At 70.1% G+C, this 16,052-nt stretch carries 17 protein-coding genes; 7 read left to right on the top strand and 10 right to left on the bottom strand.

What is annotated here, in order from left to right:
* Positions 1 to 121: 121 nt before the first annotated feature.
* Genes LWP59_RS25090 through LWP59_RS25100 form a run of 3 tightly spaced genes read right to left on the bottom strand, consistent with a single transcriptional unit; the run spans position 122 to position 2,897 of the window.
* Positions 122 to 1,351 carry a cytochrome P450 gene (locus tag LWP59_RS25090; RefSeq protein ID WP_144633961.1) on the bottom strand — a complete coding sequence of 410 codons (1,230 nt, stop codon included), beginning with the start codon at positions 1,349 to 1,351 and terminating at the stop codon, positions 122 to 124.
* Entirely contained in the window at positions 1,348 to 2,673 is a 1,326-nt protein-coding gene (locus tag LWP59_RS25095) for an NAD(P)/FAD-dependent oxidoreductase (protein WP_144633958.1), read from the bottom strand. The genes LWP59_RS25090 and LWP59_RS25095 overlap by 4 nt, the downstream gene beginning before the upstream one ends.
* Entirely contained in the window at positions 2,670 to 2,897 is a 228-nt protein-coding gene (locus LWP59_RS25100; protein WP_144633955.1) for a ferredoxin, read from the bottom strand. Before LWP59_RS25100 ends, LWP59_RS25095 begins: the two co-directional genes overlap by 4 nt.
* Before the next feature lie 270 nt (positions 2,898 to 3,167).
* On the opposite strand from LWP59_RS25100, the gene LWP59_RS25105 reads away from it, so the two are divergent.
* The 4 genes from LWP59_RS25105 to LWP59_RS25120 all read left to right on the top strand — a co-directional run bounded on the left by LWP59_RS25105 (position 3,168) and on the right by LWP59_RS25120 (position 6,287).
* The gene (locus LWP59_RS25105) at positions 3,168 to 3,746 is read left to right on the top strand and encodes a hypothetical protein (protein WP_144633952.1); all 579 of its coding nucleotides are present in this window, start codon (positions 3,168 to 3,170) and stop codon (positions 3,744 to 3,746) included.
* Between the two features lie 132 nt (positions 3,747 to 3,878).
* Positions 3,879 to 4,442: a DUF1453 family protein gene (locus LWP59_RS25110; protein WP_144633948.1), complete on the top strand. Its 564-nt coding sequence runs from the start codon at positions 3,879 to 3,881 to the stop codon at positions 4,440 to 4,442.
* Between the two features lie 22 nt (positions 4,443 to 4,464).
* Complete coding sequence (locus tag LWP59_RS25115) at positions 4,465 to 5,616, top strand: sensor histidine kinase (RefSeq protein ID WP_144633945.1); 1,152 nt, start codon at positions 4,465 to 4,467, stop codon at positions 5,614 to 5,616.
* Positions 5,613 to 6,287, top strand: a complete 675-nt coding sequence (locus LWP59_RS25120; protein ID WP_144633942.1) for a response regulator — start codon at positions 5,613 to 5,615, stop codon at positions 6,285 to 6,287. Before LWP59_RS25115 ends, LWP59_RS25120 begins: the two co-directional genes overlap by 4 nt.
* Here the strand turns inward: LWP59_RS25120 and LWP59_RS25125 are convergent.
* Positions 6,278 to 7,768, bottom strand: a complete 1,491-nt coding sequence (locus tag LWP59_RS25125) for an amidase (RefSeq protein WP_144633940.1) — start codon at positions 7,766 to 7,768, stop codon at positions 6,278 to 6,280. The two genes, LWP59_RS25120 and LWP59_RS25125, sit on opposite strands and share 10 nt — an antisense overlap.
* Before the next feature lie 417 nt (positions 7,769 to 8,185).
* Here LWP59_RS25125 and LWP59_RS25130 point away from each other — a divergent pair, with 417 nt between their 5' ends.
* On the top strand, positions 8,186 to 8,860 hold the full coding sequence (locus tag LWP59_RS25130) for a TetR/AcrR family transcriptional regulator (protein ID WP_144633937.1): 675 nt from the start codon (positions 8,186 to 8,188) through the stop codon (positions 8,858 to 8,860).
* The gene (locus LWP59_RS25135; RefSeq protein ID WP_144633934.1) at positions 8,857 to 9,714 is read left to right on the top strand and encodes an SDR family oxidoreductase; all 858 of its coding nucleotides are present in this window, start codon (positions 8,857 to 8,859) and stop codon (positions 9,712 to 9,714) included. Before LWP59_RS25130 ends, LWP59_RS25135 begins: the two co-directional genes overlap by 4 nt.
* A gap of 302 nt (positions 9,715 to 10,016) precedes the next feature.
* Here LWP59_RS25135 and LWP59_RS25140 read toward each other — a convergent pair whose 3' ends face one another.
* The gene (locus LWP59_RS25140) at positions 10,017 to 10,967 is read right to left on the bottom strand and encodes a 1-acyl-sn-glycerol-3-phosphate acyltransferase (RefSeq protein ID WP_222425432.1); all 951 of its coding nucleotides are present in this window, start codon (positions 10,965 to 10,967) and stop codon (positions 10,017 to 10,019) included.
* Positions 10,964 to 11,788 carry a patatin-like phospholipase family protein gene (locus LWP59_RS25145; protein ID WP_144633931.1) on the bottom strand — a complete coding sequence of 275 codons (825 nt, stop codon included), beginning with the start codon at positions 11,786 to 11,788 and terminating at the stop codon, positions 10,964 to 10,966. Before LWP59_RS25145 ends, LWP59_RS25140 begins: the two co-directional genes overlap by 4 nt.
* Positions 11,789 to 11,983: 195 nt before the next feature.
* Between LWP59_RS25145 and LWP59_RS25150 the strand changes: the two genes are divergently transcribed.
* Entirely contained in the window at positions 11,984 to 12,454 is a 471-nt protein-coding gene (locus tag LWP59_RS25150) for an SbtR family transcriptional regulator (RefSeq protein WP_144633928.1), read from the top strand.
* Positions 12,455 to 12,812: 358 nt separating this feature from the next.
* On the opposite strand, the gene LWP59_RS25155 is transcribed toward LWP59_RS25150, so the two are convergent.
* From LWP59_RS25155 to LWP59_RS25170, 4 genes are all read right to left on the bottom strand, one after another.
* Positions 12,813 to 13,271 carry a carboxymuconolactone decarboxylase family protein gene (locus tag LWP59_RS25155; RefSeq protein ID WP_144633925.1) on the bottom strand — a complete coding sequence of 153 codons (459 nt, stop codon included), beginning with the start codon at positions 13,269 to 13,271 and terminating at the stop codon, positions 12,813 to 12,815.
* Positions 13,272 to 13,337: 66 nt separating this feature from the next.
* The gene (locus tag LWP59_RS40460) at positions 13,338 to 13,826 is read right to left on the bottom strand and encodes a cupin domain-containing protein (RefSeq protein WP_144633922.1); all 489 of its coding nucleotides are present in this window, start codon (positions 13,824 to 13,826) and stop codon (positions 13,338 to 13,340) included.
* Positions 13,827 to 13,861: 35 nt separating this feature from the next.
* Complete coding sequence (gene sigJ / locus LWP59_RS25165) at positions 13,862 to 14,776, bottom strand: RNA polymerase sigma factor SigJ (protein ID WP_229858009.1); 915 nt, start codon at positions 14,774 to 14,776, stop codon at positions 13,862 to 13,864.
* A 156-nt stretch (positions 14,777 to 14,932) separates the two neighbouring features.
* Positions 14,933 to 16,042, bottom strand: coding sequence for an FAD-dependent oxidoreductase (locus tag LWP59_RS25170; protein WP_144633919.1), 1,110 nt, complete (start codon positions 16,040 to 16,042; stop codon positions 14,933 to 14,935).
* Positions 16,043 to 16,052 lie beyond the last annotated feature (10 nt).

Raw genomic sequence — 16,052 nt, forward strand, 5'->3', positions numbered from 1 at the left:
CGACGGGGATCTCGTGGCGCGCCCGTCCCGAACCGATCGCGGTGCGGCACGGTCGTGCTCGGCTGAAACCTGGCAGCGACGTCAGGTCGAGGAACCGCCCCGGGCATCGTGTGCGCCGGGGTCACCCGGTGATGCCGTCGTGGGCGACGCGAAGCTGCTCGGGTCCGCGCAACAGCATGTTCGGTCGGTACGGCGGCGGGTCGTCGACCAGGCGCGGGTTGTCCAGGCGGGTGACGATGACGGTGAGCGCGACCTGTGCCTCCATCCGGGCCAGTGCGGCGCCGAAGCAGTAGTGCACGCCGCCGCCGAAGGCGAGGTGCGCGTTGTTCGGACGTTCCGGCCAGAAGGCGTCCGGGTCGGCGAACCGGCGAGGGTCGCGGTTGCCGGCGGCCAGCAGCAGTGAGACGTGTTCGCCGGCGCGGATGGTGTGGCCGTCCAGCTCGATGTCCGCGGTCGCCCGGCGGCCGGTCAGCTGCACCGGCGGGTCGTAGCGCAGGACCTCCTCCACCACGGCCGCCGCCAGCTCCGGGTCGGTGCGCAACCTGGCCAGCGCCTCGGGATGGCGCAGCAGCGCCAGCGTCCCGTTGGCGACGAGGTTGACCGTGGTCTCGTGCCCGGCGATGAGCAGCATGCCCAGCGTGATGCCCAGTTCCACCAGGGTCATCCGGGTCGACGGGTCGCCATCGGTGAGCAGCGCGGAGATCAGGTCGGGACCGGGGTGCTCGATGCGCTGCGCGATCATCGGCATCAGGTATTCGCGCCACTCGCGCCGGGTCACCGCCAGCTCGGTGATCTCCTGCTCGGTCAGGGTTTCCTCGGGGTCCAGTGCTTTGGTCAGCCTGCCGGCGAAGGAGTGGAACACCGGCTCCTCCTCCGGCGGCACGCCCAGCAGTTCGCAGATCACGCCGACCGGCAGCGGGTACGCCAGCTCGGCCACCACGTCCAGCTGGCCTGGCTGGTCGCTGAGCCGCTTGTCCAGCAGTCCGGTCACCAGCATCTCGATGTTCGGGCGCAGGCCCATGATGCGCGGCGCGAACCGGTACATGGTCTGTTCGCGCAGCGAGTCGTGGTGCGGCGGGTCGCGGAACAGGAACGGCCCGGTGACCGGCTCGCCGTCCGAGCCGAGCGGCGCGTCGGTGGTGTCGATGTCGCGGTCCTGCACGCTCATCCTCGGGTCGCGCAGCAGCCGGGTGATCGCCTCGTGGCTGCTGACCAGCCAGGTGTCCGCGTCCAGCCGCTGAACCGGCACCCGGCACAGCTCGGCGAAGTACGGATAGGGATTGTGCCGGTTGGCCGGGTCGAGGATCCGGCGGTACGCGGTGGCGGCGGGGTAGTTCGTGGCGACGGTCATGACTGTCCTTCCAGGACGGTGACGAGTTCCTGTACCGGGTGCGGGATTCGCGAGTCGACGGGGACCATGCGGCCGGGGCTGCGCAAGGCGTCGATCACGGGTGGGAACGGCGCCCGCTCGGTGACCAGCGCGGCGTAGCCGTCCAGTACGCGCGGTGAGTTGACCGCGACCGCGCCCACGGTCACCCCGGTGCGGCCGTAGACGGCGACGAACGGGCCGTGCTCGAACGAGCCCTGGGCGAGCACCACCTGGTCGGCGACGGCGGGCATGCCGACCGCCTTGATGTTCAGCCCGAACTGGTCGGACCAGAACGCCGGCAGCGCGTCGTTCTCGCGGACGTCCTCGGACATCATGTTGTGCGCGACGGTTTCGGCCTGGTCGACGGCGTTGCCCCAGTGTTCGAACGAGACCGGGCCGGTGTCGAACCGGGGATGCCGCCAGCGGGCAACGTCGCCGGCCACGTACACGCCGTCCACCACCCTGTCCTCCGCGTCCAGCGCGCGGCACGCCGCGTCACACGACACGCCCCGCTCGTCCGCGGTCAGACCGCTGCCGCGCAGCCACCCGGTGTCGCGCACCGAGCCGACAGCCACCACCGCGACCCGGACGTCCAGCGCCGACCCGTCGGACAGCCTGGCCCGGCGCAACCGGCCGGACGCGTCCCCTTCCAGGCGGCGCACGGTGGTGCGGACCCGCAGGTCGATGCCGTGCGCCTGCTGCCGCTCGCCGATCGCGGAACCGACCACCTCGCCCAGCGCACCGGCCAGCGGCGCGGCCCCGCGCTGCGTCACAGTGACCGGCAGGCCGAGGTCCCGGCAGCTGGACGCGACCTCGGAACCGGTGAAACCGCCGCCGATCACGAGCACCCGGCCGTTCGCTTCGACCGCTTCGGCAAGGTCGGCGCGCAGCAGGTCCGCGTCGTCGCGACCGCGGAGCAGGTGCACGCCGCGCAGCGCCGCCTCGGCCGGATCGGACCACCGGCGGGCCCGGGCGCCGGTGGCGAGCACCAGCCGGTCGAACGCGACCGCGCGGCCATCGGCCAGCCGCACCTCCCGCGCGGCCGGATCCAGTCCGGTCGCGGGCACGCCCAGCAGCCATTCGGCGTGCAAATCGCAGGTCCTGGGGAGCAGCACCTGGTCGGTGCCCAGCCAGCCGGACAGCACTGTCTTGGACAGCGGCGGCCGGTCGTAGGGCTCGTGCGGCTCGGCACCGATCAGCGTCAACCGGCCGGCGAACCCGTTCTGGCGCAACGCCTCTGCCGTGCGCAGGCCGGCCAGCGACGCCCCCACGATGACCACCCGGTCAGCGGCGGAGGTGTTCATCGGTGCGCCGCCTCGGTCGGCGAGATCTCCTCGGTGGCCGTAGCAAGGGTGATCGCCTGCACCGGGCAGGCCAGTGCGGCGCGCCGCACCGCCGCGTCCGACGCCGCATCGGGCACGTGGTCGTACTCCAGCGATTCCTTGCCCCGGAAACGAAACACCTCCGACGCGGCGGAAACGCACTGACCATAACTTTGGCAGCGATTCAGGTCGACAACAATACGCACGACAGCCTCGCATTCTCGCACTGGCTCGATAGGGGCCGAAACCGCGTCCATACGGGCTCGGCACCGTTCGACCTCGTCGCCGTCGACACTATGACCTGCCCCGGGCGGCTGTCGTCGGACGGGCAGCGTAGCCCGGGTGGAGAAATATCTCCACCCGGAATACCGCCGGCGCCGCACGACGACCCGCCGACGGCGCCGTAACTTCATCGGCAGTAAAAGAAATTCCCCGCCAAATCCCGAAATTCGCGATGATCGAAAGGAATGGCAGTCGTGAGCTACCTGCGAGGCTTTCTCCCCTGGATCGTGTTCTCCGTCGTGTCGAGTTTCGCCTGGCAGTGGGCGGCACTGATCGCATTGGCGACAAGCGCCTACTTCCTGGTGCGGGACCGCCGGGCGGGCGTGACCGCCGACGCGCAGATCCTGGACTTCGGCACCATCGCCTTCTTCGCCACGCTGACCGCGGTCGCCTTCGCCGATCCGCACTCCCCGGTGCAGGCCTACGAGAGCGGCCTGTCCTCGGCCTGGCTGGCGCTGATCGCCGGGGTGAGCCTGCTGGTGCGTCAACCGTTCACGCTGGGTATCGCCAAGCGCCGCACCACGCCGGAGGTCTGGAAAACCGCCGCGTTCCGCCACCTCAGCTTCGTGCTGACCAGCGTCTGGGCCTGCGGTTTCGCGGCGAGCGCGGTCGTCACGCTGATCTGCGAGGCCAACGGCACCGGCGTGCCGGTCCGCGTCATCGTCCAGATCCTCGGGTTCGCCGTCCCGGCGACCTTCACGCACTACCACGTCAAGACCGTCCGTGCCCGCGCGGCCGCGACCACTCAGGTCTTGCCGGCGGTCGGTCGGTGACGGCGCGGCGCGCCGGCTCCACTCGGGTGGAGACGGTTCTCCACCCGGGGATACAGCGCTCGCCGCACGACATCAGCCCTGCTCAGCCGTAGTTTTCTGGCATCGGAACAACATCGGGTGGAGGTGGTCGAGATGAGCGGTCCCGTCGAGATCGTGCTGATCGTGGCAGCGGTCGGATACGTACTGGTCCGGCGCGTGCTGGGGGAACCGGTGCAGGCCAAGCGGATGCTGGTGCTGCCGGTCGTACTGAGCGCGATCGGCCTTTCCGACCTGTCCGGCGAGGTGAAGACGCCGCTGTCCCTGCTGTTCCTGGTCGCCACCGCCGCGGCCGGCGTCACCATCGGCGTGCTGCGCGGTGCGAGCGTCCGCCTCTCCCAGCGCGACGGCCTCGCCTTCGCCCGCTACACCGGACTCACGGTCGTGCTGTGGGTGGTCAACCTGGCGATCAAGTTCGGCGCGAACCTCACGCTCGGCGCGATCGACCCGAAGGACGCCGGCGCGGTCGGCAACAGCCTGCTGCTCACCCTCGGGCTCGGTATCCTCGCCGAAGGCCTCGTCGTGCTCTACCGCGCCCTGCGCCATGATCACCCCGTGATGTGGAGCCAGGGCAGGGACGGTGCCCCGCACCAGATGTCCCCGTTCCTGGACGACCTGCGGCGCGGTGTGCGCAACCGTGACGGCAACCAGTACCGTTGACGACGATCGGAATCCTGGCACCATGACCACGAAGGAACAGCACGCGGTGGGGCGACCCGAACGTTTCCGGGACGCGCTGCTCGGGCCGTTCCTCGTGTTCGTCGCGATCGCCGCCACGATCGTCCAGTGGCCCTACACCCGCATCGTGTTCCCGCAGGTCGCGCTGCCGCTGTTCATCCTCACCTCGGTCGCCGCGGTGTTCCCGTGGACGCGGCTGAGCAGCCGCCGGCAGCTCGCCGGGATGACCGCGTACATGGTGCTCGGCTCGCTGCTGTTGCCGCTCGCGCACGCGACGACGACCGCGTCCCTGTTCCCGTTCGTCGCCGCCGCGGCGGCGGGCGGGAAACTCGGCTCCCGCAAGGCCGCCATCGGCGTCGCCGTGGCCGGTGCCGTCGTCGCGGCCGGCACGACCTGGCTCGTCGAGCTGTTGTCGCCGACGACGTCGCAGTGGCCGTGGTGGGTGGCACTGACCGTCGGCCTGCCCGTCTACATCGGAATGTCCAATCGCGACCGGCTCGAAGCCCTGCACAGCGCCCAGCACGCGGCCGAGGAGGCCCACCGCGCCAAGGCATCCGAGGCGCGCGAGGCAGCGTTGGTGGAACGCGGCCGCATCGCCCGCGAGATCCACGACGTGCTCGGCCACTCGCTGTCCGCCATCGCCCTGCAACTGGACATGGCCGACGCGCTGCACGACAGCGGCCGCGAGGACGAGGCGACCGCCGCCGTACGCAGGGCCAGGGCGCTCGCCGTCGACAGCATCAGCGAGACCCGCCGCGCGGTGCAGGCGCTGCGCGAGGACACCCGGCCGCTGCCGGACATCCTGCGCCAACTCGCCGAACACGACGTGGTCGACTTCGCGATCACTGGCGGGGCACGCGAGGTGGGCGCCGAGGCGACGCACACGATGGTCCGTGCGGCGCAGGAGGCGCTGACCAACGCGGCCAAGTACGCGCCGGGCGCGCGGCGGAGTATGCGCTTGGCGTTCACCGGCGATCACGTCACGCTGACCGTGCGCAACGGGCCCGCGACCGAGCACCAGCACACCGATCTGGCCGGCGGCACCGGGATCGGCCTCGCCGGCATGCGCGAACGCACCGCCCTGCTCGGTGGGACCCTCCGTGCCGAACCCGCACCCGACGGCGGCTGGACCGTGGAACTGGAGTTACCGCGATGACCGAGGACAACACGATCACCCTGGTCGTGGTCGACGACCAGGCAACCGTCCGGGAAGCGCTCGCGGTCATGCTCGACCTCGCCGACGACGTGACCGTCGTGGCCACCGCGACCAATGGCGCGGAAGCCGTGGCGGCCGTACAGCGGCACCACCCGGACGTCCTGCTGATGGACCTGAACATGCCGGTCATGGGCGGGGTCGAGGCGACCGGCCGGATCCACGACGCCGAACCGGACACCACCATCCTGGTGCTGACCACCTTCGACGACGACGAGTCGATCCTGGCCGCACTGCGTGCGGGAGCGAGCGGCTACCTGACCAAGGAGGCCAACCGCACCACGATCCTGCACGCCGTGCGCACCGCGGCCCAGGGCCAGACCGTGCTCGCTCCCGAGGTGCAGCACCGCCTGCTCGCCCTCGCCACCCGGCCGGCGCCCGCCGCGCCGCCCAAGGACGACGGCATCGACCTGACCGCGCGGGAACGCGAGATCCTCGGGTTGATCGGCGAGGGCCTGCGCAACCCGGAGATCGCGGCCAAGCTCGTGATCAGCGAGGCCACCGTGAAAACGCACATCAACAACCTGTTCGCCAAGGCGGGTTTCCACTCCCGCGCCGACGCGGTCCGATACGCCCTGCGCAACCCGCTCTCCGGCGCGAAGTTTCAGCGATAGCGGCGGTCCCCGGCCGACGGCAGTACGCCCGACTTCGGTGCCTCGAAGCCGCCGATCTCCTGCTCGAGCAGTTCGGCCAGCCGCAGCGGGGTGCGGTCCTCGAACATCGGACCGATGAGCTGCACCCCCACCGGCAGGCCCTCGGGGGACCGGGCCGCCGGTATGGCGGTGGCGGGCAGGCCGGGCATGGTGGCCACACCGGCCCAGACGAGCTGGTCGAAGTACGGGTACTCGACGCCGTCGATGTCGATGCGCCGTTCCAACGGATTGGGGTTGTGGTCGTGCGGGAACGCGGGCGTCGGCGTGATCGGGCACACCACGGCGTCGAACTCGGCGAACAGCTGCCGCCAGCCGTGGCGGTGGACCTCGCGGCGGTTGTTCGCCTCAATCCAGTCGCGGTGGCCGAACACCATGGCGCGCAGCCGCACGGCGTCAAGACTCTGGTCGTCCGCGCTCAGTCCGGCGGCGCGGGTCCGCAGCTGCTCGTACGATTCGATGGGAAAACGCGCAACGGAGCCCGAAACCAGCAACTGCATGTAGAGCGTCGCGGCTTCGGTCAGATCAGGCAGCAGCGGACTGTGCCGTCCGACGCGGGCGCCGCCGTCGACGAGCGCGGCGGCCACCCGGTTCACGCCCGCCCGCACGGCGGACCCGGTCGAAATGAGCGGATGCTCGTCGAGGACCAGGACCCGGAAGTCGCGGAGCCGCTCGTGGCGGGCGGGCGGCAGTGCCAAACGGTGCGCCACGCCGAGCGTCAGCGGGTCCGGTCCGGCCATCACGTCGAGCAGGAGCGTGAGGTCGCGGGCGGTGCGCGCCATCGGACCGACGACGGCGAGGTCGAGATCGACCGGCAAGGCCGGCTCGGACGGCGCCACCATACCGCGGTTCGCCGCCAGCCCGAGTGTCGGCTTGTGTGCGTAGACGCCGCAGAAATGCGCGGGGGTGCGCAGCGAACCGGCGATGTCGGAACCGATGGACAGCGCGCCGAACCCGGACGCCAGTGCCGCCGCCGAGCCGCCGGAGGAGCCGCCCGGCGTGCGACCGTGATCCCACGGGTTGGTGGTGGTGCCGTAGATCTCGTTGAAGCTCTGTACATCTTGCAGTCCCAACGGCACATTGGTCTTGCCGAGCAGCACCGCGCCGGCGGCCTTGAGCCGCGACACCTGTACCGCGTCCTCGGCCGGCAGATAGTTCCGGTGCGGCGGCATGCCCCAGGTCGTGGGCAGGCCGGCGATGTTGTAGGACTCCTTGACCGTCACCGGAATGCCGAGCAGCGGCCGATCCTCGCCGCGGGCGCGCGCCTGGTCGGCCCCGCGTGCGGCGGTCCGCGCACGGTCGAAGTCCGGCACGCAGATCGCGTTGACCGCCCCGTCCTCGCGCTCGATACGAGCGATCGCCTCGTCGGTCAGTTCCACCGAGGTCACTTCACCGGCACGCAAGGCAGCGGCGAGCACTTCGGCCGCCTGAAAATTCCACTCCATCAGTCCGACCCTACCGACCTGCCGCGGCGCTCGACCCCACATCCACCGGAAAAGTCGAACGTTCAGGGGCGAAGCCGGAAGGGATCGCCGCCCAGGGCCGACACTGCGACAAGTTAGGACTGTCCACATGGGACACCTGGTCAGGCTTCCGTTACACACGTTGATGGTCTCCCTGTCGTAGTTCTTGACGTAGCCGTTCTCGACGCCGGCCAGCCCGGAAATGCCGTTGGCGACGACGGTCTGTGTTCACGACGTCAGAGAGCACGGAGAACTCCACGCAACTTTTACGATGAACCGTTGCGTAGGGTGCAACTATTTCGAGCTCGGCCCAGGTGTGGTCCGGTTGACCACGTCGCCGTTCAGGTCTACTTTGAATACGCGACCGTAGCGTATTTGAAGTAGAGAGGGTGTCCGCTGATGAGCACATCGGGCCGCTCGCGGGCTGCCGGCCCGGACGAGACTCCCGCCATCGGCAGGCCGCGCGACGCGAACCGTGACGTGGCCATCCTCGACGCGACACTTCTTCTGCTGACGGAGGTCGGTTACGACCAGCTGTCCATGGAGTCGATCGCCGCCCGCGCCGGTGTTGCGAAGACGACGATCTACCGCCGCTACCGCGACAAGGTCGCCCTCGTAGCTGCCGCCGTGGAGTACCGCTCGCAGAGCTCCCCGCCGGCGGTCGGCCCAGGCGGCCTGCGAGGCAACCTGCTGACACTCGTGCAGTGGCTGGCGGAGCAGATCGCCGAGCAGGAGATCGGGCTGCTTGGTGCGTTGTTCGCCGGCATGCGAAGCGACCCCGGGCTCGCGGCGGAGATGCGCCGAATTCTGCGGCGGGACGAGGCGGCGATGACCGACCAGCCGCTGCGCGAGGCGGTGAAGCGCGGCGAACGCCTGGCGCCCCACGCCGCCGAGCTGTTCGCCGAGGTCGCCCCGGCCGTCATCGTGCACCGGATCGTCGTCGCCGGCGAAACCTGCGACGAACGCTTCGTCGAGCACCTCGTCGACGACATCCTCCTGCCGCTGCTGCGCGGCCACCCCAACAAGCCCGCACGCACCGAGCGTGGAACAGGCTCGAAAGGAACGCGATCATGATCGTTGTCGCTGGCGCGACCGGCGCCCTCAACGGCACCACCGTCGAGCACCTCCTCAAGCGCGTCCCGGCCGGGCAGATCGGCGTCAGCGTCCGCGACATCGCCAGGGCCCGACATTTCGCAGACCGCGGCGTGCGCGTACGACAAGGCTCCTATGAGGACCCAGCCGCACTGCGCCACTCTTTCGAAGGTGCCGACCAAGTCCTGCTCGTCTCCTCCAATGACCCCCACGCCGACGCGGTCAGCCTGCACCGCGTCGGCATCGAGGCCGCCGTCGCGGCGGGGGTCCAGCGCGTCCTGTACACCAGCCACCAGGGGGCCGGAGCCGACAGTCCCTTCCACCCGGCACGCGACCATGCCGCGACCGAGCGGCTCCTCGCCGGCTCCGGCATCGCCTGGACCTCGCTGCGCAACGGCTTCTACGCCCACAGCCTCGGCTGGCTGCTCGGCTCCTGGCAGGAGACCGGTGTGATCACGGCCCCGGCGGACGGGCCGGTGTCGTGGACCGACCGCGCCGACGCGGCCGAGGCCGCGGCGGTCATCCTCGCCGGTGACCGTGCGTTCGACGGACCGGTCACGCTCACCGCGCGTCAGGCCGTGACGTTCGACGAGGTGGCCGCCATGGCCTCGCAGCTCAGTGGCCACGAGATCACGCGCATCGTCGTGGATGACGAGCAGTGGATCGCGGACAAGGTCGCGGCCGGCACCCCGGAGGCGATGGCCCGCATGACGCTCACGACATTCCATGCCGCCCGCGAAGGCCGCTTCGCCGGGGTCGGCCCGCTACTGGCCGAACTCCTCGGCCGCGAACCTCGCAGCGTCGCCGACCAGCTCGCAGACAACATCGCCGCGTAGCTGGGATGTCCCGGAGACGGATGAGGCACAGGGCGGCTACTTGCAGAGATGCCCGGCCGTGAGCTGCAGTGGGGTGGGAGAACGGCATCCTGCCATTCGACGTGCTCTCCGGGGGTTGCGGCACGGGTGATCGCCAAGCTGCGTCCACCGGAGTCGCAGGCCTGTCCAATGCCCAGATCTCCCACCGGCCCAACCTCGTGGCGATCGTCGCTCATGAAGCCGGCGTCACCACGGGTTGAGGCGTTCTGTCGATCGGTCGTCACGAGGTCGCAGCAGAACACGCGGATCTGCGGAGGCGGAGGTCAGCGGGCAGTGGAGTGATCAGCCACCCAGGCGTCCACCTCCGCCCACCGATGCTCCAGCCAGCTGCCTGCGGCTTCGGGCTCCCGAGGGACCTGAGCGGCGGGGATGAGTTCCGTGCGCACCACTACCGTGCGGTGCACGGGAAGACGCCACCACGGCCGGTCCCGCCCGTCGTCACTGAAACCGGTATGGGTCAGCAACAACACGTCGGCCCCCGGGGCGTTGGTCAACGCCGCGACGGTGCCACCGCGATGGGGCGGCAGGGTGTGGGTGCGCCGCCGGGCTCGCCGCGCCGCACCCAGGGCGCCCCCGGCGAACAACGCGGCGACAGCCCGCCGCCAACGCGGACGGCTGAAGTTCCCACCCTCGGGAAACAACAGCAGGGCGTCTCCGTGGGAGAGTGACGCCGCCAGCGCGCCGATGTCGTCCCGCGCCCGACGCCCGCGGCGCGCGACGAAGCACAGCGGCACGTGATCGCCGGCGAGATCGAGCGTGGGTTCCAGCCGCAGCAAGGCTTTGAGCACGATGTGCAGGCGCAGCCGGTAGTGCACCGCGATCAGCCAGGCGATGAACAGCGAATCACCGGGGCCGCAGTGGCGCGCCAGCACGATCACCGGATTCCCGGCGGCCGGCCGCCCCGCCGCCGGCGAACCCGCTTCCAGCACCAGCCGTACGTCCAGCACCAGCCGCAGGGTGCGGTAGATCGTGTCGATCACCTCGGACATCAGCGCGTCCCAGTCCGGTTCGCCACCCAGGATCCGCCGCAGCACCCGCAACTCGACGCCCGCGTAGGCCAGCACCAGCAGCGCGGTGCGCAACGGCCGCGACGACCGGGCGCACACCGAGGTCAGGCCGGCCACCGCCAGTGACAGCGGCGCGGTGAGCAGCAGGAACACCTCCACCAGCACGACGACCGGGATCATCACGGCGCGACGCAGTGCGGTGATCACAATGCCGCCAGGTAGGCGCGGGTGGCCTCGTAACCGGACTCCGCCCGCCCGGCGACCCGGCGAGGGTCCCGGTAGCGCAGGTTGGACCAGGTTCCGGCCTTGCGGTCGGGAAAACCGGTCGGCAGCACGTGTACCCGCACTCCCTCCGGCACCCGGCCGAGATCGGTGTGGAACCGGTGGCGGCGGGCGATCTCGAACGCCACGAACCCGACTTGCCAAGGCGACCGGGGCGCCGTCAAGGTCTCCTCCAGACGTCCGACGTGCAGAACCCAGACGACCTCGGCGCCGTGGCGGACAGCTCGTTCCAGCGGAATGCTGTTGACCAGCCCACCGTCGAGGAAATGCTCGTCTCCGATCGCCACCGGCGGGAACACGCCGGGCAGGGCGCAGGACGCCAGGACGGCCTCGACCAGCTCCCCCGAGCTGAACCAGTGCTCGCGCGCCCGCTCGACGCTGGCCGCGACGCACTGGAAGGGGACCACCAGCTCCTCGAACGTGCGTACCGGCAGCCGCTTCACCAGCAGTCGGCGCAGCTCGGCGCTGTCGTGCAACGAAGTACCACTGCGCACGAGTTCCACCAGGCGGCCGACCAGCGAGCCGCCGAGCACGGCGTCGGCCGCGAGCTCCGCCCAGGTCTCGATCAGCCGGGACGCCCCGGCCGGCGTCGGGTCGGCCGCGATCGCCGCCCCGTTGATCGCGCCGATCGACGTGCCGTACACCGCGTCGGGCACGACCCCTGCCTCCAGCAACGCCCGGGCCATCCCCGCCTCCACCGCACCCAGCACGCCACCACCGCCGAGGACGAACGCATTGCGAGCCATCCCCGATCTATACCCGATCAACGGCCGGGTCGCAGGCCTGCCCAGCGCCTCACGAAATCGCCTAGCCGAGGGGCCACTCTTGCCGATCAGTGCGAGGGCGGTTCACGACGCCGGAACCGACGCGGCGATCGTCCGCTCGGCCAACTCTTCGGACGGCTGATCCGGCCCGTTGAACATCACCCCGGAGTACGTGTCGTGCTGCTGCACGAGGTGGTCCTGAGCGTGATGACCAAGACAGCCGACGAAGCGGAGCGTGCCGCCGACGAGGAGTCCGATCCGTTCACGGCGCTCAGCCGGTTCGTCCACGCGGTGGCCGAGCACCGGGTTACGGTCCTCTGTCCGCTGCTCGCCGGCTACCCCATGGCCAACAGCCCGGAGCTGGAAACGCAGAAGAAGCGCGTGACCACCGGTGTGGACGCCCTCGTGCGCGCCGCACAACAGGCGGGCCAGGTGCGCGACGACGTGAGCTACAGCGACTTACTCATGTCACTTGCCGAACTCACCAGGCCGCTCGCAGGGTGGACCAGCATCGACCACCTCTCCCACCGCAACCTGCAGATATTTCTGGACGGTCTGCGCGGCCCGGCGCAGACGGAGCTCCCAGGCAGGCCGGCAACCGTCGAGGATCTCCGCGCGAACGCGAAAAAGAAACGCGATCGCGGTTGACAGCGCTGAACAGCACCGGTCGACAGCCAGCGTGCTCGTGCCGACCGTAGCCAGGACGGCCCGGGGCGCGCGCCGGCGGGCAGCACTGTTGCAGCTCACCGAGTGGCACGAGTTCTTCGTCCTGTGCAGGCGAATTCCGCGCCGGGATTCGCACGCCCGGACCGACGCACCGGCGTGGAACGGGCGGCGAGAATGGTTTACGCGAAAGCCGGTCGACAGGCCGAGGCCGCCGCGAAAGGGCCGGCGGGCCCCGCTCTCCTTTCCAACCACACACCCCAGCAGGGTCCGCCGGCGTCACGGCTTTCCGGTCTCCGTGTCCTTCCCGAGAACGGCGGGTTCGCCGCCGGTGTGGGCGAGGTCAGCCGGCGACGTGGTACCGGCTGGTGATGGCAACGCGGTTGAAGGCGTTCATCACCGTGGCCAGCCACGCGACAGCCGAAATCTGATCCGCGGTGAGTGCGGCCGCTGCGGCGTCGTACTCCTCGTCGCTGACGTGACCGTCCGGCACACGGGTGATCGCCTCGGTCAGGCGCAGGGCGGCGCGGTCGGTCTCGGAGAAGTAGCCGGTCTCTCCCCATGCGGGCAGCACGGCGATCCGGTCGGGGTTTTCGCCCTTCTTGAGCGCATCACCGGTGTGCATGCGCAGGCAGAACGCGCAGCCGTTGAGCTGAGAGGTGCGGATCCTCAGCAGCTCGACCAGAAGCGGGTCAAGGCCCGCCGCGGCGGCGTTGTTCTCCACCTCCGCGGACAGGGCGATGAGGGCCTTGTAGGCGGCCGGGTGCTGCTTGTCGATGCTGACGCGCTGCGTGTTCGTCACGGTTCCTTCGCTTCTTTTCATGTGGCCTTACCGGCCGGTGGGATTTTTCGCCGTAGCGGTTTCGGGTTACCCGTGGGGGTCGTCGACCTTGAGCTCGGCTCCGGTGTCGGCGACGAAGACGACCAAGAGCCTGGCCCGGTCCGTCGAGCTGGTGTTCTCCGTCAGGACGTGGTGAGCACCCGGCTGCTCGACCCAGTTCTCGCCTGGGCGGAATGTGCTGTCGGGTTTGTCGTCGAGCTGGCTGCGCACGGTGCCTTCGAGAACGTAGGCGTAGACGAAAGCGCCGCCGTGCCGGTGCGGCGCCGCGCGTGCGCCGGGCGGCAGGTTGACGATCACCGACGTGAAGGTCTTGCCTTGCACATTCGGAAGGGCCTGCTGGAGCAGCGGGGTGAGGGTTTCGGTGGGTGGCCGGCCCCGGCCAGCGTGGCGACGGCCAGGATGCCACCGGCGATCCGCCGGACAGCGATGGCTTGCATGACAGTCCTTACTCGGAGGGGGATCGATCGGCACACCTGCTCGCGAGCGTGTTCCTTCGTCGTCCCGTTTTCGTGTCATCAGGGAGACGAGGTAGCCCCTCCGGGTGTGACAGCTCAGACGTGAGACAGTTTGTCCGGGTTGATGACCCTGCGGTACGCGGTGATCAGACCGTCTGTGATCTGCACCGTGTCGACGGAGTGGACGCGGCCCTGACGGTGGAACACGAGGGCGAGCTCGCCGCCGACCTCGACGAAATCGATGTGGTCCGGACGCCACTGGCGACCCACTCGCACCATCACCTCGGCAATGCGCTCACCACCATGGATGGGCTTGCGTGCCGCCGAGACCTCGCCACCGCCGTCGGTGACGTAGACGGCGTCCGGGTGCAGGAGCCTGACCAGGCCGGCCAGGTCACCGGATTCGTAGGCGGCGCGGAAGGTCGCCAGCACTCGTTCGCGCTCCGCCTTCGGTGCCTGCGAACTGGGCTGCTTCGCCGTGGCCACCCGCCGTCGCGCCCGCGAGGCGAGCTGCCGGGCGGCCGGCCCGGAGACGTCCAGCACTTCCGCGATCCGGCCGAACTCAAAACCGAAGACATCGTGCAGGACGAAGGCCACCCGCTCCGGCGGGCTCAGCTCCTCCATGATCAGCAGCATCGCCGCAGTGACGGACTCGTCGACGAGCACCGGCTCCGAGGCGTCCGGCCCCGTCAACAGCGGTTCCGGCAGCCACGGCCCGACATAGGCTTCTCGGCGTGAGCGAGCACTCTTGAGGATGTCGTACGACCGTCGCGCGGCCACCGTGACCAACCAGGCCCGCAGGTCATCGACCCCGTGCAGATCCGCTCCGGCCGCCCGCAGCCACACGTCCTGGGCCACGTCCTCGGCATCGGCCACGCTCCCCAGCAGCCGGTAGGCCACGCCGAAGACCGCAGGTCGATGCGTCTCCCACTCGGAACCGAGCCTGTCCTCCTGCTCAGACCGTCGGGGCGCGTGCCCGTTACCCATGCAGCTCGCAACCTCCTCCGGCATGCGGATCCAGCGTATCCATCCGAATCCGGACGCTCGCACCGACGATCCCTGGGCAGGCCCTGACAGGGCTGCCTGCTGACCTGACAGGTCTTGGATCTCCGGCCCCCAGCCGGCGAGGGGTGGTGTCGCCGTCGCCGGGCACGGTTTCGGTTGCCCTCAACCGGGTTCGAGGAATGCGAGCATCTTCCGGCCGGCGTCCGGCGACGCCAGCAATTCCTGCATGCCCGCGGACATCCGGGCGGCAGCACTGGTGCGTTCGAACATCTCGCGTTCGTATTCCTTGACGGCGGCGGGAAAGTCGTCCGGGTCCGCGGCCAGCGCGAGGCCGAGCAGGGCGCCGTCGAGCAGCGCCATGTTGGCGCCCTGCCCCACCGGCGGCATCAGGTGCGCGGCATCGCCGAGCAGCGTGACGTCCGGCGTCGACGGCCAGGTCAGGCCGACCGGGAGGGTGGTGATCGACCGTGGCAGGACCGTATCGTCGCAGGCCGCGATCAGCGCGGTGAACCGTGGATCCCAGCCGGCGAACTCCTCGATCAGGCCCGCCCGCGCGGCGGCTGGATCATCGAACGGGATCCCGCTGGTGACGAGCCAGTCCTCGGCGGTCCGGTAGAAGCCGAGGTAGACGCGCACGCGACCGTCGCCGTTGCGCTGCGCCGACAGGGATTGTCCGTTGCCGAGCACCCAGTAGTTACCGCGTCCCACCATCGCCGCGAGGTCGGGGTGGGTGCGGTCGATATCGGGAATGCCGAGTTCGACGACGTTCTGACCGGTGTGCGCCGGTCGGGCATTGGTGAGCAACGCGCGGACCCGGGATTCCGCGCCGTCGGCACCGACCAGCAGGTCATACGTCGCACTGCTGCCGTCGGCGAAGTGCAGCACGCCATTGTCGGCCGATTCGAACGCGTGCCCCCAGCGCACCACGTGTTCGGGAAGAGCATCCAGCAGCAGGGTGCGCAGATCGGCACGATCGACCTCGGGCCGATCGAGCGGGGCGTCGTCGGGCGTGTCCTCCTGCAGCAGCAGGGTGCCGTCCGGCTCGAGAAGTCGCAGGTCCTGGCCTTCACCACGGGCAATCGCGTGGAACTGGTCGAGCAGACCGGCCTCGCGCAGCGCCCGCTGCCCGGAGTGGATGTCGAGCATGCCGCCCTGACCGCGCGCGCCACGCGACGATTCACGTTCGTACACGACGGCGTCGATGCCGTTCACGTGCAGCGCACGGGCGAGAACCAGGCCGCCGAGACCGGCTCCGACGATGGCGATGGGCATGGTTGCCTCT

Source organism: Amycolatopsis acidiphila, from assembly GCF_021391495.1.
In the GTDB taxonomy this organism is placed as follows: domain Bacteria; phylum Actinomycetota; class Actinomycetes; order Mycobacteriales; family Pseudonocardiaceae; genus Amycolatopsis_E; species Amycolatopsis_E acidiphila.